Genomic DNA, 17125 nt, shown 5'->3' with positions numbered 1-17125 from the left:
TACTTCTCTTTAATCATTTTTCAAATCTTCCAATGTTATTTGCATTTTTTTATCAGACAACATAAGCTCAAATTTTGCCTCATTTGAATTGCTATCAAACTCTTTGAATTTGACTAGTAAATAAGGCACATTATAAAAATCTGTCCCTTTTGTTTTTAAATCAAACCTAAAACTTTGATTTTTATGTCTCAAGTATAAAATATTTTGAGCAACTATTGTGTCGTATGATCTTAAAACAACAAGCCCGCCATTTTTATAAAGTGTCCATCTAAATTTAAAAAGTCTTTCTTTATCATTGTATTTTACAAGAATTTTCTTTTGCTCATCTTTTTTCAGTGATATTTTCTTGATTTCTCTAAAATCATTGGCAAAAATGAAACTGAAACTAAAAAGTAAAAGAATTAATACTTGTAAAAAATTTTTCAATTATTCACTTTTTGAAACTATCTCACCCATCAATTCGATACATAAACTTTTCATTTTAGTCTCAACTTCATCACGGTTTTCAACTACAAAACGGTTGACTTCATCGTTGAAATCATCACCTAGATGTTTCTCTAAAACCATCTCTAATGCTGCGCGATGTCTTATAAAGTTTTCTAAATCAAATCTTACAACATCATTGTTTGCAGTAAATACAATATCCATAAGCTTACTTACAGGAGAACCTAAAAAAACATCATCTTCGTCTTCAAATAAAGCACTGTATTTCATCTTTTGTTCCTTAATTTTAATTATTTTTGCGATTATATCATTACTATAATAATAACTGCTTAACACCTGACATTAAGTCTTATTTTTCTATAATACAACAATGAAAACATATGACTTTTTAATTATTGGTGCCGGAAGTGCCGGATGCAATATTGCCCATTTTTTAAGCCAAGAAGACAAAAGCGTAGCCGTTGTAGACAGAGAAGGCATTGCCGGCGGTGCTAGCGGTGCTGCAGGGGCATTTTTGTCTCCGCTTCCCGGTAAACAAAACTCTTATAATACTCTTGTTAATGATGCTTTAAAATACTCTATAGATTTTTATAAAAAACTAATTCCAAATGCCATCGATATACACGGTGTATTGCGAGTTCCAAATGATAATTTCAATCAAAAAAAGCTTCAAGACAACGGCATCAGATACGATTTTTATGATACAAAAAAACTACAAAATATATCAAAAAACTTTAGAGAGATTAATGGATATTTTTATAAGGATGCAGCTGTTTTAGAGCCTAAAACTACCTGCAATAAACTGCTTGAGAATTGCGATTTTTATATTAAAGATGTAAAAGCGTTAAGCTTTAAAAATGGTTTGTATGAAATAGAAGATTTACAGGCAAAAAACATTATTTTAGCTCAAGGAGTAAGCAACTCATTGGTAGAGCTGCCATATATGAAGATATCCCCAGTTTTTGGACTTAGAATTGATGTTAAAACAACAACTAATGTTCCTTTTAATCTTCACAAATCCATCTCTGTATCAAGTAATAAAAATGATGGCACACTATCCATCGGAGCAACACAAGAGAGACATGACACACAACAAATGGAGTGTTTAACTACATGTGATAAATGTTCGTTTTATGTAAATACAGATGAACAACAGACAAAAACTCTTCTAAAACAAGCCGATGAGCTGATAAAATTAGAAAATTTGGAAGTAGTTAAGACTTACAAGGGTGCTAGAGCTACCATCAAGAGTTATTTTCCTGTAATTGGCAAAGCAATTGATTATGAAAACTCTATAAAAAAACATCCATCAATTAAAAAGGGTACAAAAATTCCAGTGCAAGAACTAGAATACTATCCAAATCTACATGTCATCAATGCTCTTGGTTCAAGAGGGTTTGTTCTTGGCCCATATCTGGCAAAAATTCTAGGTGAAAATATTTTATATGATAGAGAGATATCTAAAGAGATATCAACTCAAAAACTTTTCTATAAAATGGCTCGAACTACTTAATTATCTCTGTACCGACTCCGGCAGATGTAAAAAGTTCCAGCAACATTGAGTGCTCAAGTCTTCCGTCAATTATATGTGCTTTTTGAACTCCGCCTTCGATTGCTTCAAGACATGCATCTACTTTTGGAACCATGCCGCCGTGAATCGTTCCATCAGCTTTTAGAGCTTCAACCTCATCTTTTGTAAGAGTACTTAAAAGCTCTTTGTCATTGTTTAAAACACCCGCGGTATCTGTTAAAAATATTATTTTATTTGCGCCGATTGCTTTAGCAACATAAGAAGCACAAAGATCTGCGTTAATATTATAACCTGGATGTCCCATCTCCTCACCAGCTGCTATAGGTGCGATTACAGGAATAAATTTTTCTGCAATAAGATTTGAGATAACCTCAGCTTTTACATTTGTAATATTTCCGGTTAATCCCCATTTGGAAAAATCTTTTGGCTTAGCCGTTACAAAGTGAGCATCTTTTCCGCTTATACCTATGGCTTTGGCACCATGAGAGTTAAGCAGTGAGACTATCTCTTTGTTTATCTCTCCGCTTAGTACCATCTCAACGATTCTCATGACATCCTTTGAAGTTACACGCTGTCCATCTATAAACTTTGTATCAATTTTTAGCGCATCTAACATCTCAGTAATCTTCTTACCGCCGCCATGAACAATAACGGGCTTAATTCCAACAAGATACATAAGTAAAATATCTTCTGCGAACTTCTCTTTTAGCTGAGGAGATTCTTGAGCTGAACCGCCATACTTTATAACAATTATTTCTTTGTTGAACTCTTTTATAAATGGTAATGCTTCAAGCAGTGTTTTAACTGTTTCAATCTTTTTTTGCACGGTAATCCTCTATAATTTTAAATATTCTATCATCAACTTCAACATGTAAGTCTAATAACGATAGTGGTAAATCAAACTGTTGTAATTTCACAAAATCTTTATAAGTTACCAAAACTGTCTCTGAGGAATCTCTTTGAAGTATCTCTTGTATCTCACTTTTTGTAAATGAGTGATGATCTTCAAAGTAGTTCTTACTGACTACATGTGGCAAAAAGCCATCCAAACGATTTGGTCTTGCGATGGCAGTTACAAGTGACATTTTATCACTTTTATTTTTAAGTTCAACTACTCTTTTAAAATCTTTGCCCTCTTTAACTATAACGGCCTCTTTTGAAGCCCATAATCTCTCTCTAAATGCTCCTGATGGTAAGCAAAAATCATTGCTAGAATTTACCTCTATGAGTAAGTCAAGTTTTTTTATATCATGTTTGGAATACGCATCATCCAAAAATACAATTTTTGTACCAAGCTCTTTTGCTTTTAAAATTCCATCTTTTCTATCTTCGCTTACAATAACAATTGCATTTGGAACTTTATGGGCGTAAATCATAGCTTCATCACCACTAATATTCACATCAGTTAAAATTTCATTGCCATTACTAACGACATGTAAACCGCTGCTTTGTCGTCCATAACCGCGCAGAACGATAGCAACATTCTCGTAATTTAGGGCTAATGCCGTAACAAGTGGTGTTTTACCGCTTCCTCCAACACTAAGATTTCCAACACTTACTATATCTATACCAAACTCTTGGGCAGTTTTGCTTTTAAATCTCAAGTACATAACAAAACAGTAAATCCAACTAAGAGGAAGAAGTAATAAGGATAGTAGTTTTTGAAACGCATTTGGATTGTAGAAATACTCTTCAACCCAAAAAACTAGATTTTTTTTCAATGCTACGCTTTTAAACTCTTGTTGATGAAACTAACTTGATTTTATCTATCACAAGATTAACATCTTTATTACACATGCCTGCATAAATAGGCAGAGACATAACTTGTTGATAGCTCTTAAGCGCAACAGGAAAGTTATTTATTTTAAGTGAATATTTGGCTTTGTAGTATGTTAAGAAATGTAGTGGTATATAATGAAGTCCAACATTAATACCCTCTTTTTTAAGCTCTAATGCAAAAGAGTCTCTGTTTTTATCTATCTTGATTATATATAAAGAAAAGGGATGTTCATCGCTGACAGGCTTGGGAATAGTTATATGGTCTACTGACTTAAGAGCTTCGCTATACATCCCGGCAATCTCTTTAACTCTCTGTAGATTTTTGTCTTGTTCTTTTATTTGTGCTCTGATATATGCGGCATCTAGTTGACTCATAGAGTAATCAAATCCAATATCTACAACATCATAAATATACTCTAAAGAGTCTTCGTCTCTTACCATTGCATGTTTGCTTAAAAGCTTGGCTCGCTTAATTATCTCTTCGCTATTTGATACAAGCATACCACCATTACAAACATCTTTTTTCAAGTGAGATGAGAAGTTAAAACATGTGATGTCTGCTCCTGTTGAACCAATCTTTTTACCATTGTATGTAGCACCCAATGCTTCACTTGCATCTTCAACAATTTTTACATCATATATCTTAGCCATATTATACAATCTGTCTAAGTCGGTACATTGACCGGCAACATGAGTAACTATCACAGCTTTTAGTTTTTTTGACTTGTTATCTTCTAGGTAAGCTTCTAATTTGTCAAGGTTAATGTTATAAGTATCAGCATCTATATCTATAAAAATAGGCTCTGCGTCAAAATGACGAACAACTTCAGGTACATTAGGATGAGCATTTACAGAACAAACTATCTTATCACCACGCTTTAAGTCCAATGCCAGCATCGCTAAGTGAAGTGCAGATGTTCCGTGTGAAGTAGCCAATGCATACTCCGATCCAATATAATCAATAAAGTCGTTTTCTAACTCCTCTACTTGATCTAAATCTTCTCCATCTAAAACATCACTTACATTTGAGTGCGCATCTCTACTGCTCTCATATTTACAAAATGGTACATTCATCACTTAACTCCTTAATTTATTTTATAATGTTATATCTCTTGGATAATTAAAATCATGGTTGATTGTTCTTGATGTCAGCTTTGCAATAACGGGCATCTTTCTTTTAAACTGATTGCGAAAGATTCTGTTTATAATCATGTCCATCATATCTTTACTATAACCCTGTTTAACTATCTCTTCTTTACTCAATCTATCTTCTACATACAGCTTCATTGCAGCATCTAACTCTGCATAAGTATAACCTAAATCAGCTTCATCACTCTGACCATCCCACAAATCAGCTGAAGGAGGTTTTTTTATAATACTCCTTGACACACCTAAATACTCCGCCAACTCATACACTTCACTCTTATATAAATCACCTATTGGATTGATGGCACTTGAGAGGTCTCCATAAAGGGTTCCATAACCCAACATCAACTCACTTTTATTACTTGTGCCAAGCACCAAAGCATTTTCTCTAGCAGATATATCAAAAAGTGTCGTCATTCTAAGCCTTGAAGAAAGATTGCCTTTTCTAAGATTGTCCATATCCGGATTCATATCTTCATATGCCCTTAACATCGGCTCAATTGAAGCTGTAATAACATTTATGCTAAAATCACGACAAAGTTCGTCAGCATCATCCAAAGAATTTTGCGAAGAGTACTGAGATGGCATTTTCACACACACAAGGTCATCTTTAAAAACTCTCTGAGCAAGTACGGCAACAACAGCAGAGTCTAGCCCGCCACTAAGCCCTAAAACCACTCTGTTAAGTCCTGTTTTACGAACTTCGTTATCTAAAAAATGCTGCAGATATTCCGTAATCTGCTCGTACTTTTTCATCACCAACCTTTAAGTAACTTTAATAAAAAATATTATATCAAAGTTTGGTAACAAATTGCTACTAAATTAATATCATATTTAACATCTATCTGTTAATATAACGCCACTAAGTAGGAGTGGTAATGCAAAACAATATAAAACTATTAATGATTGAGGACGATCCTGTACTGGCTGAATTGTTGTCTGATTACCTAACCAACAGCAACATTGATGTTGAAGTAAACTCCGACCCTACCACAGTACTGGCACATCTTGAAAAAAAACATTTTGACATTATTGTACTTGATTTAACCCTGCCTAAAATGGATGGTCTGTTCCTCTGTGAAAAAATTTCCAATGCATTTGACACTCCAATTATTATATCCTCAGCAAGAGACCAGGTGAGCGATAAAGTCTTAGGTCTGGAAAAAGGTGCAGATGATTATTTGCCTAAACCTTATGACCCTCGCGAGCTTGTAGCCCGTATACACGCGATGCTTAGACGGAAAAAAAACTCTTCATCTTCTGCATCTGAAGAAAGCTATGGAGATTTTAGTATTGATGAAGCAAAAATGCTTATTGCCCACAAAGGTACTTTGCTGGAGTTAACAGTTGCAGAATACGGCATACTATCTCTTTTTTTAAAGCAAAGAGGAATGGTACTGAGTCGAGGAACAATCCTTGATGGAGTTGAAGGGCTAAGCTGGGAAAGTGATGAACGCAGTATTGATGTTATCATAAGTCGTATTCGCTCCAAACTCGGAGACAATCCTCGTTCTCCTATATATATTGAATCCATCCGCGGTGTAGGCTACAGGATGATGGCATGAACCGCCACTCCATACTACTAAGGATTGGTGTATTATTTCTTATAGCATTTGCAATTATTACAATACTCTTTAAATTCATGTATGATTATGAATTTTTATCTGTAAATGAAAAACTTAAAGCTCATTACCATAAAGTAGCGAGATTCGTTATGCAGAGACATGTAGGTATGGACACAGATGAGAAGTTTTTTCAAAATCTCAAATCAAAACATATAAAAATAGTCGACAATGAAAAAGAAAATATAATCAAAAACGAAGAGATAGACTCTATATCTTGCGGAATGTTATATTTTAATCTTTATGAAAAAGATGGTTACAGATATATGCTAACTCCGGAAAAAACCGGTTCAATGCTTCTAAAAGACATGAATACTAAACCTATAAATGTATACTACATGTGGTGGCTATATGGAGCATTTGTTATAGTTCAGTTTGCTCTTTTTATCTCAATTGCCATTAGTATCTATCCATTAAAGCATCTTCAAATACAGATTCGCCGTTTTGGAGAGGGAGAAATGAACTTATCTCTTAGCTCAAACGGAAAAGACGAGATTGCTGAAGTTTCAAACGAGTTTGACAAGGCTGTTCGAAAAATTAAAGAGATGATGACTTCAAGAACAATATTTTTAAGAAATATTACACATGAGTTAAAAACACCTATAACAAAGGGGCAACTCTCTTTGGAATTTTTAGAAGCGTCTCGAACTAAAGAGATATTGACAAATATTTTTATTCGCCTTAATCTACTAACTAGAGAGTTTTTACAGATAGAAAACATAACAGCATGTGACTGTCAAATTAACAAAAAAAATTACCATCTCATCGATATACTCGACAATGCAACAGATTTACTATTTTTAGAACCTCAATCTATTAAACATAATCTTTCCAATAGAACTATTAATGCAGATTTTGATTTAATGAGCATTGTATTTAAAAATCTAATTGATAACGGGATTAAGTACTCAACTGACTCTAATATTTATCTTGAACTTGATGGTGATAACTTATCTTTTTGTAGTAAAGGCGATGCAATGGAGCATGATTTAGACTATTGTATTCAGCCATTTACAAAATGTGATATGAATATGGAAGATAGTTTTGGATTAGGGCTGTATATTGTTTACTATATCTTAGAAAAACATGATTTTTCACTTTCGTACAAATATGAAAATGGAATAAATTCTTTTATTATTCATCTTTAATTAAACTATCTTGTTAACACTCCATTAACAAAAAATTAACATCAGATTTATATTATTTACTTATACTACAAATATGAAGTTTAATTAATACTCTTTTTAAAGATGTTATTTAGACTGCAGACAAATAAAAAAAGGGTGAAGAATGAAAAAAGCAATAAAGCTATCGATTGCAGCAGCATTAGTAAGTTCTACTATGGCTCAAGCAGCAGATGTTACTATTGACGGTGTCAGAGGCGGAAACTTAGACTTACAGCTTAAAGCAATGACAGTTATAGATGATGAAAAAAATGGTTATGCTCCAAGTAACGGTTCTGGTTATCTTGTAAAGTTAAAATATGAGACTCCTGAAGTTTTTACAGATGGACTTAAAGTCGGTGTTGGTATGTATGTCAATGGTGATGCCGGCTTAACTAACTGGGATGTAAAGAAAAAACCAGCTGCCGGTGGTGATTGGGACAAGGGTGCTTACGGTATGGTTGTTGACCGTGACGGTAAAACAAAATCTTTAATGGGTGAGGCTTATCTTGACTATACCAATGATTATTTTCATGCTAGAATTGGTCGCCAAACAATTGATACTCCACTGACAGTTATTCAAACATCTCTAATGCCGAATTTTTATGAAGCATATATGTTAGATACAGATATAATTGACGGTCTTAAAGTGACTGCAGGACATATGGCACAGATGTCTTTTGGTTCTCGTGCAATGGCTGACTGGGGTATGATCGGTGAGAGAACCGGAACAGCCGGTGTTGCTACCAGACTATACAATGATCCAAAAAATGATCCATTTTATAGCGGTGCAGACGCAGCACTCGTTGAACAAGCTGAATTTTACAGCATGAGTGAAGCAGCTGGTTTTTCTGATAGTGATGGTCGCTCGGTACTTGGTCTTACATATACTGGCATTAAAAACCTACAAGCTGATTTTTGGGCTTATCACGCATATGATATTGCAAATGACTTCTACACAGAATTAAAATATAAAATCCCGGTAGCAAAAGGAATGGCTGTTAACCTAAGTGCTCAATATCTAATGCAAAAAGATACTGGTGATTCGCTTGCCGGTGATATAGACTTTAATATGATGGGTGCTAAAGCAGCACTTGGTACTAAAAAATGGGGTGTTTTTGCTGCATTTAACTCATCTGGCAGTAAAGACAATGGCACAGAAGGTCAATACTTTAATGCATGGGGTGCAGATCCTGCGTACACAAGCTCAATCTTCTCTCGTAATGCATACCGTGAAGATGTAGATGCATATAAAATTGGTGCACATTATGTTATCATGAAGGGTCTTAAGCTAATGGTTAACTATGCTGATTATGGTAAGTCAAAAACTGAACAAAGTAGTCGTGATTTATCTCCTACAAATGTAGCAGCAGGAAATGATGCTTACGAAATAGACACTGTTTTAGTATATAAGCCATCTAAAGAGTGGATGTTTAAAGTTTTTAATGCTAGACGCGTTAGTGAGTATAATAGTACTACAGGTGCATCAACAGACGGTGCAAGACAAAATCATTATCGTTTGATTGCTTCATACACATTCTAATCTAAAATTAACATTCTCCTACGATGTTAAATATCTTGGCCAGGTTCTGGCCTAGATCTAAAAAGTATAATATATCTCCTAAACTGTCTTATACTTAAATACAGGTTGTCATTCTCAGCAACCTGTATTGCTCTAAACCTTCGAAGACTTTCATCTACTTAACATAATCTATTTATAGCATACAAGAGCCTATCTGTTGTAGAGTAACCTCTTAACAAGATACTTCACACACTGTTAATTGATGCTGTTTAATTGATTATAGAAGCTTATGATCATGTACATGTAATATGCGGTTTAACGATTGATTTACAGATAAATTACGATAGTGTATAATTGCTTAGTTGATGGGTTTAAGAGGTTTAAAAAAGGTTTGATTGAGGATTCATATGTTCAGAGCTTTCGGCTGATGCGAAAGCTCTGTGAGACTATTTTACTTTTTCTTCCATTTCATTTGCAGCTTCAATCGCACCTACGACTTTTTGCTCTAATTTAACTAGAGCCCCGTAAGCTTTTGAAGATTTTGGAGCTGAACTTGGACGAACAAATAAAACCTGAGTTTTACCATCTTTTTCAACAAGTGTAAGACGAACTGGACAATAAGCCATCATACTAGGGTCAGTATTCATTATCATGTTTCCAAATTTACCGTTACAAATAATCATAGTTCTTACACTAGTAAGCTTATTCTTATTAAACTCAGCACCAAACTTTTTGTCTAGACCTTTATGTTTAAACTCTTCAAGAATATCCAACTTATAAGTAACAACAAGCTTCACTGATTTAAAGTGAGAAAGTATATTTTTTTCAACTGTATCCATATCAGCTTTATAAGAAACCGTATATACATTAGTATCTGGTGCTGCCCACACAGAAACAGCTAAGATACACGCTAGTAGAATTTTTTTCATTTGACACATCCTTTAAATTGACCTCATTTAAGGGTCTTAATGTTAAATCTCTTGGGGAAGAAACTTATTGTTATAAGTATATGAGTTTTATATAAACTAGGTGTTAATTTTTTGTTAATAGAGTGTTAACAACTCCAATATTTTTTAATGTTATAATCATGTTAAAAAAGAGTACAAATGAAGATAAAAGTTCAACCTATGGGCGAGTACCAAACGAACTGTTATATTGCCACTATTGATGGCAAAGATTTTATCATTGACCCTGGTCTTGGTGCTACTAAATGGGTAATGGAGAATGTTACAAACCCCGTAGCTATTTTAAACACACATGGACATTTTGATCATGTTTGGTCTAATGCCGAACTTCAAGAGAAATTAAATATCCCGCTCTATACTCCAATAGGTGATGTTATGCTTCTTAGCGGCAGTGGATGGAGACCTGACTTACCACCATCAAAGCCTGATGTAGAAGTCCAACCAAATCAAGAGTTTGATTTTGACGGAGTAAAAGTAAAATTTCGTCACTTTCCCGGACACAGTGAAGGAAATTCAACTATAGAGATAGGTGACGCTATGTTTAGCGGTGATTTTATTTTTGAGCGCTCAATTGGTCGGACAGATTTTCCATACTCATCGCCTGATGATATGAGAGCTTCTCTTAAGAGATTTAAAGAGCTAGATTATGACAAGACCATTTATCCTGGTCATGGTGGTACTTCAACTATAAAGCAAGAGCAGCAATACGCAGATTACTGGATAGCAAATCTATGATATTGGTATATTTTCACTAACTTCTAAAAATAGTTAATCTTCTTTTTCAGCTTCAAGAAGATTTAACTTTAGAACATGCCTCTCTGTTACAACTGTCTTGAGTTCTGCCTCAAAAACTTTTATATTCAATACATGCCCCGTTACATGTACATTTCTTTTTCTTCCCTCTTTATGTCGCACTTTTGCAACAAAGTTTACAATATCTCCAAACTTAACAGGAGATAAAAATTGACAATCGCTGCCGACTAAAACAACATTTTTTTCATTAACAGCGAGCATAGCGGCATAATCTGCCGCAGAAAAAATAAATCCACCGTGTATCAAACCCTGATCATCAGCAATCATTTCGTGTGTAGTTACTAATTTTAACTCAACATATCCATTTTCTAATTTTTGTATTTCTCCACATAAATCATGGTTGATTTTTTGATGAGTTCTTATATCAACTTCATTTTTATCACTATATTGCTCAATATTTAAATCTTTCTCTTGTTTTTCTGATAGCTCTTCTTCTACTTCATCTTCAAATTTCAACTCGCTCATTTCTTATCCTTAATAAGTTTAACATACACTCTTGCAGGTGCCGGATAACCCTCTACAGTTTTAGTACTATCGTTTGGATCAAGAAAATCCTCTAAAGATTGACCATCAATCCACTCTGTCTTTCTCTGCTCATTTGCCTCAGTTACAGAAGTTTCCAATACTTCAAAGCTAGAAAACCCTGCTCTTAAACACCAGTTTTTTAAAGCTTTTATAGTTGGAACAAAATATATATTTGGTATCTTGGAGTATGAAGACTCCGGACACAAACACATCTCATCATCACCCTCTATATAAAAAGTGTCTAAGATAACCTCACCTTGTTTATCAAGCCCTTTAAAAAGAGACTTTAACATTGCCACAGGATCACTTCTGTGATACAAAACACCCAAACAAAAAATGGTGTCAAACTTCTCTTCATAAAATTCTAAATGTTCCACACCTAAAAGTTCATAAACTATTTCACTCTTAATAAAATGGTTTACAAAATCAAACTGCGTTTTATACAAAGGTGATGGATCAAATCCAACCAACAACTTCGGACTATCTTCTTGCATTCTAAAAAGATAGTAACCATTGTTGCAACCTATATCGGCAACTCTTCTATCTTTTAAACTAAAATGCTTGCCTAATAGGTTATATTTTATGTTACTTTGCCATTCGCTGTCTATATAAGTGTCAAAAAGTTCAAATGGACCTTTTCTCCAAGGCATCATCAACTTAGCTATCTCTTGTATATTTTCTGGTGCCTCGCCGCTGATTTTGATGACATCACCAAGCTCTACATTCCAAGTTCCCTCTTGTAAACTCTCAAGTGCCTCACGAAGTGGAAGTATATTTTTCCATGTCATCCATTTTTCTCTATCTATTCGTATCTGTTTTAAATTCATTTTAATCACTATAATATATTTATTTAATTATAATTGTACCTAAAACAAATACCAATGCCAGTTAAGGAATATTCACATGAGATTGGAAAAACAAGCTACCGTAGTATCAACTTCTGTTGCTGCTGTTTTGGTTCTTATTAAAATGACGGTAGGAGTGCTTAGTGGTTCCATTGCTGTTTTAGCCTCGGCTATTGACTCCTTTTTAGACTTAACAGTTTCTCTATTTAACTATTTTGCACTGCACAATGCCGAAAAAAATCCAGATGAAGACTTTAACTTTGGTAGGGGCAAAATAGAACCTCTTGCTGCCGTTATAGAGGGAACAGTCATATCTTTATCGGCTTTGTTTATCCTATATGAAGCACTTGTTAAAATTGCTCATCCAAGAGAGATGAGTTTTATGGCAGAGAGTATTTGGGTAATGTTAATATCCATAATAATAACAGCTTTACTTGTTACATTTTTAAATTATGTTGCTAATAAAACAAACAATATGGTTATTAAAGCCGATGCGCTTCACTATAAAACAGATCTTTTCTCAAATGGTGCGGTTTTAATGGCACTTGTTCTTATCTCTATGACAGGAGAGCAATTAATTGACCCTATTTTAGGTATTGGTATAGCAATCTATATGATCTACTCATCTTTTCCTATTATTAAAGAGGGAACATTAATGCTTCTTGATGCATCTCTGCCTGAAGAAGATATACAAAAAATCAAAGATATTCTTGAGAGTGACAATGGAAGTACAGATTACCATTATCTTCAAACAAGAGAGTCTGGTTCAGACATTTTCATATCTGTACATGTAGTCTTTAATGTTAGCATATCTCTATATGATGCACATCTTATCTCTGATAAAATAGAAGCAAAAATCAAAGAATTATTTGAGGATAAAAAAGTTCATATTATAATACATATGGACCCCTATGATGACTCTGAGATTAATGAAATAGAAGATGTGTGATAGGCTTATATAACTCTAAAAATACATCATCACAAAAGATAGATTATTATTTTTATTGATGTGTGGCATATTAGATTACTTTTTTATATGTTATCATCCGTTTAAATTTTTATTACAATCTTAACTTGAAAAGGAAGGTGATACTATATGAAAAGACACTTAATAAGCATAATGTTACTATTGTTACCGTATCAATTAGTTGCGGTTACTGTGGGTAAATACACTATAAAACCCGAAGCAAATCTTTCTAAAGCAGACCTGTCAGGAAAAGACTTATCACATTTGCAATTTCACGGTGCTAACCTGTCAAAAGCAAACCTTTCAAAAGCAAATCTTCAAGGTTCTTATTTTCAAGCTGCAAACCTTAAAGATGCAAATCTTAAAGATGCAAATCTCAAAGAGACAAACTTTAGTTATGCTGACCTTAGTAATGCTAATTTAGAAAATGCAGATTTAACCTCTGCAAAATTTAAAAATGCAAAACTTGGCGGTGCAACATGGTCCAATGGATTAAAATGTACAAAAAACAGCATAGGCATCTGTCGTTTTACAAGTGATTCAAAAAATAAAGTAGTTAAAAGTCACATTAAATTCAGAGGTGAAAATTTATCTGGAAAAAATCTAGATAATACAAATTTTGAAAAAGCTGATCTTAGAGGGTCTAAGTTTATAAAATCCTCACTATCGGGAACAAACTTTAAAGAAGCAAACTTAATGGGAGTAACTTTTAAAAGTGCAAACCTTCAAAAAGCTGATTTTACAGGAGCAAATCTTACTGTAACAGATTTTAGATGGTCAAATCTTAAAGGTGCCAATTTTAAAGATGCAACATTAAATCGAGCAAGATTTGAAGGCGCGACTTGGATAGATGGCAGTATTTGTGAAAAAAGAAGCATTGGAGAGTGTAAAATAGCTCCTAAAAAATAATATAACATGTGACTTTTCACATGTTATATTATTTAGCAAACTCCACAGCCCTGCTCTCGCGGATTACATTTACTTTTATCTCACCTGGATATTGAACTTTTTCTTCTATCTCTTTAGCAATCTCTCTAGCCATTAAAACAGACTCGTCATCATTAACCAGCGAAGCATTTACTAAAACTCTTACCTCTCGTCCGGCATTAATTGCATATGCTTGTTTTACGCCTGTATGTTCTGATGCTATCTCTTCTATCTCTGTAACGCGTTTTAAGAAGCTCTCTAGTACTTCTCTTCTAGCTCCCGGTCTAGCAGCTGAGAGCGCATCGGCAGCACAAACAGCCCCACACTCAATACTATTAATCTCTTCATGTCCATGGTGCGCATAAATAGCATTTATAACAACGCTATTTTCATTGTATCTATTACAAATATCTGCACCCAAATCAACATGATTTCCGTCGTGATCATGAGTCAGCGCTTTACCTATGTCATGAAGTAAGCCAGCGCGTTTAGCAAGTCTTACATCTCCACCCATTTCAGCAGCCATAATTCCGGCTAAATGAGCAACTTCAAGCGTATGAGCCAACGCATTTTGACCATAACTTGCTCGATAACGAAGTTTACCTATAAGTTTAACAAGTTCAGGGTGCATAACACCTATGTCCATGTCAGCTATAAGTTCTTCACCTTCATTTAGTATTGAGTCTTCAAACTCATTGCAAACTTTTGTATAAATTTCCTCAATACGAGCCGGCTGAATGCGGCCATCTTCTATAAGAAGCTGTATTGTCTTAGTTGCAATAGCTCGACGATAAAGGTTGAAACTACTAACTAAGATTGCATTTGGCGTATCATCAATAATAATATCAACACCTAGCAGCGTCTCAAGGGCTTTAATATTTCTGCCCTCTTTTCCAATTATACGGCCTTTAAGTTCATCATCATTAAGATGCACCAAATTTGTAAGTCTTTCAGAAGCAAAATCTCCGGCAAAACGACTCGTTGCCTGTGCTAAAATATAATTTGCTTTTTTCTTCGCCTCTTGTTTTGCTTCATTTTCATACTTTCTGACAATATGAGCAATATCCGCACGAGATTTTTCTTCAACTTTTTCAAGCAATAAACTTTTAGCTTCATCTGTTGTCATTCCTGCACAATGCTCCATTGCATTTAATGCTTCATCAACTTGTTTTTCATATCTCTTTTTTAGTGACTCTAGAGATTTTTCATTTCTTTGTAAATCAACTTTTCTAGCTTTAAGTGCAGCAATATCATCATGAAGTCGTCTCTCTTCACTCTGTTTATAGCGTTTAAAACTCTGCTCTTTTCGTATTAAATCATCTTCTCTTTGACTGAGATCTTCTTTAGCTCTAGCTTTTGCATTTTCATACTTTTTTGTTGCCTCTAGTTCAATCTCTTGAGCTTTGATATTAGATTTACTCAAAAGTATATGTGCTTCATTCTCTATAGCACTTGCGTGAGCCTTTGCTTTATCGACATAAATATCAAAATTAGCATTAGTTATTTTCTTAGAAACAAAAAATCCCACAACTCCACCAACAGTAGCAATAAAGCCACCCATTAGTATCTCTGTCAACATTCTTATTTCCTATTTCTAGCTCTTGTGTCAATAGTTTTATTTTTTATTTTAAAATTTGGCGTGATAATTAAATCACATGTGACATCGTAATCATCACAAATAAACTCTTTTGTATAACAAAATTCTGATTGTATAAAAATTATATATGGTCTCTTTTTTAACTTTGCAAAGAAACGATCATACATCCCTTTTCCAAAACCAACTCTTTGAAATCTTCCGTCTACACCGACTATTGGCACTATAGCTATATCAATTTTTTTTATATTTCTTAAAGTATTTCCCGCTTCATAAATACCAAACTTTTTTTTCTTAAGCGGTAACCTAAATGGTACCATCTTAAAACTTTCGCCTTCCATAAATGGCACAAAAATATCACATTTTTTTCGTATTGTATTGATTGTTTTTCTAATATCCGGCTCAAAAGGCAGTGGTGCATAGCACAATACCTTAGGATTTTTAAATTTGCTTATCTCATAAAGCAGTTGATTATTTAACTTTGCATTCTTATACATAGCATTATGTTTTGGACTATTTTTAATCTTTTTTAAGCAATCTTGCCTAAATATTGTCTTTGTAAGAGGCATGTTAAATCTTTGTGGATATAATTTGGCTTATTTTACTCTAAAAACAGAAAACAAGGTAACACAAATGTTCAAAAAGTCTATTTTATTTATATCAATCCTTTTTACACTAATATTTCAAGGATGTTCAAGCGGGGAAGATTCAAATGTAAACGATATGGTCTCTAGTAATGAGTATGTCCTAACAGGTCTTGATAAAAAACAGTATATTGTAAAAAAAGAGGGTGAAGGATTTGTACTCGATGGAGCAGAGGGAAAAGTTGTAATCTTTGATATATTTGCAACATGGTGTCCACCTTGTCGCGCAGCAGCACCACACCTAACTTCACTTCAAGAAAAATATAAAGATGATTTAGTAATTATCGGCATAACTATTGAAGACGGTATTTTAGATGAAAAACTACAAGAGTTTAAAAAAGAGTACAACGCAGAGTACATCATAGTCAACTCAAAGCAAAACCGCCCTTTATGCAATGCAATAGCTACAGAGCTAGAACTTGGAGACAGATACCCTATTCCAACAATGGCATTATATAAAGATGGGAAACTAATAAACTACTTTGTCGGCGCGACTGAAGAAGAGTTTGTAGAGAGTGATATCAAAAGAGCTTTGGATATATAAATAATGAAATTATTTTTTCTTGCCGATAGGCAAAGCTTTAGTGAGAGGAATTTTTACAGAATCAGCGTGCCCTCTTGTGGGTATACTTCTGGAA

Annotated in this window: 19 protein-coding genes; 8 read left to right on the top strand and 11 right to left on the bottom strand. The window is 34.0% G+C overall.

Annotation, left to right across the window (positions count from 1 at the left end; translation table 11 throughout):
* Positions 1–9: 9 nt before the first annotated feature.
* Complete coding sequence (locus OQK60_RS03905) at positions 10–426, bottom strand: hypothetical protein (RefSeq protein ID WP_297684263.1); 417 nt, start codon at positions 424–426, stop codon at positions 10–12.
* Complete coding sequence (locus OQK60_RS03900; protein WP_297684261.1) at positions 427–714, bottom strand: DUF2018 family protein; 288 nt, start codon at positions 712–714, stop codon at positions 427–429.
* Positions 715–814: 100 nt separating this feature from the next.
* On the opposite strand from OQK60_RS03900, the gene OQK60_RS03895 reads away from it, so the two are divergent.
* On the top strand, positions 815–1957 hold the full coding sequence (locus tag OQK60_RS03895; RefSeq protein ID WP_297684259.1) for an FAD-dependent oxidoreductase: 1143 nt from the start codon (positions 815–817) through the stop codon (positions 1955–1957).
* On the opposite strand, the gene argB is transcribed toward OQK60_RS03895, so the two are convergent.
* From argB to OQK60_RS03875, 4 genes are read right to left on the bottom strand one after another with little or no spacing between them, the layout of a single operon-like run.
* Positions 1950–2801 (bottom strand): acetylglutamate kinase, encoded by an 852-nt coding sequence (gene argB, locus OQK60_RS03890; protein ID WP_297684257.1) that lies wholly within the window; start codon positions 2799–2801, stop codon positions 1950–1952. The two genes, OQK60_RS03895 and argB, sit on opposite strands and share 8 nt — an antisense overlap.
* Positions 2785–3696, bottom strand: coding sequence for a tetraacyldisaccharide 4'-kinase (locus OQK60_RS03885; protein ID WP_297684255.1), 912 nt, complete (start codon positions 3694–3696; stop codon positions 2785–2787). Before OQK60_RS03885 ends, argB begins: the two co-directional genes overlap by 17 nt.
* 10 nt (positions 3697–3706) lie before the next feature.
* Complete coding sequence (locus tag OQK60_RS03880) at positions 3707–4828, bottom strand: DegT/DnrJ/EryC1/StrS aminotransferase family protein (RefSeq protein ID WP_297684253.1); 1122 nt, start codon at positions 4826–4828, stop codon at positions 3707–3709.
* 21 nt (positions 4829–4849) lie between these two features.
* A complete protein-coding gene (locus OQK60_RS03875; protein WP_297684251.1) occupies positions 4850–5656 on the bottom strand; it encodes an NAD+ synthase in 807 nt (268 codons plus the stop codon).
* Positions 5657–5778: 122 nt separating this feature from the next.
* On the opposite strand from OQK60_RS03875, the gene OQK60_RS03870 reads away from it, so the two are divergent.
* The 3 genes from OQK60_RS03870 to OQK60_RS03860 all read left to right on the top strand — a co-directional run bounded on the left by OQK60_RS03870 (position 5779) and on the right by OQK60_RS03860 (position 9228).
* Positions 5779–6465: a response regulator transcription factor gene (locus OQK60_RS03870; protein ID WP_297684249.1), complete on the top strand. Its 687-nt coding sequence runs from the start codon at positions 5779–5781 to the stop codon at positions 6463–6465.
* Positions 6462–7670 carry an ArsS family sensor histidine kinase gene (locus OQK60_RS03865; protein ID WP_297684246.1) on the top strand — a complete coding sequence of 403 codons (1209 nt, stop codon included), beginning with the start codon at positions 6462–6464 and terminating at the stop codon, positions 7668–7670. Before OQK60_RS03870 ends, OQK60_RS03865 begins: the two co-directional genes overlap by 4 nt.
* Before the next feature lie 142 nt (positions 7671–7812).
* Positions 7813–9228: an OprD family outer membrane porin gene (locus tag OQK60_RS03860; RefSeq protein ID WP_297684245.1), complete on the top strand. Its 1416-nt coding sequence runs from the start codon at positions 7813–7815 to the stop codon at positions 9226–9228.
* Between the two features lie 425 nt (positions 9229–9653).
* Here the strand turns inward: OQK60_RS03860 and OQK60_RS03855 are convergent, their stop codons facing one another.
* Positions 9654–10136 (bottom strand): DUF302 domain-containing protein, encoded by a 483-nt coding sequence (locus OQK60_RS03855; RefSeq protein WP_297684243.1) that lies wholly within the window; start codon positions 10134–10136, stop codon positions 9654–9656.
* A 177-nt stretch (positions 10137–10313) separates the two neighbouring features.
* Between OQK60_RS03855 and OQK60_RS03850 the strand changes: the two genes are divergently transcribed.
* The gene (locus tag OQK60_RS03850) at positions 10314–10907 is read left to right on the top strand and encodes an MBL fold metallo-hydrolase (protein ID WP_297684241.1); all 594 of its coding nucleotides are present in this window, start codon (positions 10314–10316) and stop codon (positions 10905–10907) included.
* A 33-nt stretch (positions 10908–10940) separates the two neighbouring features.
* Here the strand turns inward: OQK60_RS03850 and OQK60_RS03845 are convergent, their stop codons facing one another.
* Both OQK60_RS03845 and cmoB read right to left on the bottom strand, forming a co-directional pair.
* Positions 10941–11450, bottom strand: coding sequence for a PaaI family thioesterase (locus OQK60_RS03845; RefSeq protein ID WP_297684239.1), 510 nt, complete (start codon positions 11448–11450; stop codon positions 10941–10943).
* The gene (gene cmoB / locus OQK60_RS03840) at positions 11447–12337 is read right to left on the bottom strand and encodes a tRNA 5-methoxyuridine(34)/uridine 5-oxyacetic acid(34) synthase CmoB (RefSeq protein ID WP_297684237.1); all 891 of its coding nucleotides are present in this window, start codon (positions 12335–12337) and stop codon (positions 11447–11449) included. The genes OQK60_RS03845 and cmoB overlap by 4 nt, the downstream gene beginning before the upstream one ends.
* 76 nt (positions 12338–12413) lie before the next feature.
* Here cmoB and OQK60_RS03835 point away from each other — a divergent pair, with 76 nt between their 5' ends.
* On the top strand, positions 12414–13304 hold the full coding sequence (locus tag OQK60_RS03835; protein WP_297684235.1) for a cation diffusion facilitator family transporter: 891 nt from the start codon (positions 12414–12416) through the stop codon (positions 13302–13304).
* A 147-nt stretch (positions 13305–13451) separates the two neighbouring features.
* Positions 13452–14231, top strand: a complete 780-nt coding sequence (locus OQK60_RS03830) for a pentapeptide repeat-containing protein (protein ID WP_297684233.1) — start codon at positions 13452–13454, stop codon at positions 14229–14231.
* Positions 14232–14259: 28 nt separating this feature from the next.
* Here the strand turns inward: OQK60_RS03830 and rny are convergent, their stop codons facing one another.
* Together rny and OQK60_RS03820 are read right to left on the bottom strand one after the other, a co-directional pair.
* Positions 14260–15828 carry a ribonuclease Y gene (gene rny, locus OQK60_RS03825; protein WP_297684231.1) on the bottom strand — a complete coding sequence of 523 codons (1569 nt, stop codon included), beginning with the start codon at positions 15826–15828 and terminating at the stop codon, positions 14260–14262.
* A 2-nt stretch (positions 15829–15830) separates the two neighbouring features.
* Positions 15831–16412 carry a 5-formyltetrahydrofolate cyclo-ligase gene (locus OQK60_RS03820; protein WP_297684229.1) on the bottom strand — a complete coding sequence of 194 codons (582 nt, stop codon included), beginning with the start codon at positions 16410–16412 and terminating at the stop codon, positions 15831–15833.
* Between the two features lie 64 nt (positions 16413–16476).
* On the opposite strand from OQK60_RS03820, the gene OQK60_RS03815 reads away from it, so the two are divergent.
* Positions 16477–17031 carry a TlpA disulfide reductase family protein gene (locus OQK60_RS03815; protein WP_297684227.1) on the top strand — a complete coding sequence of 185 codons (555 nt, stop codon included), beginning with the start codon at positions 16477–16479 and terminating at the stop codon, positions 17029–17031.
* The last annotated feature ends 94 nt before the right edge of the window (positions 17032–17125 follow it).

Source organism: Sulfurimonas sp., assembly GCF_026196735.1.
Classification (GTDB): domain Bacteria; phylum Campylobacterota; class Campylobacteria; order Campylobacterales; family Sulfurimonadaceae; genus Sulfurimonas.
The sequence above is the reverse complement of the archived record's forward strand: the minus strand, read 5'-3'. Positions and strand labels throughout refer to the sequence as shown.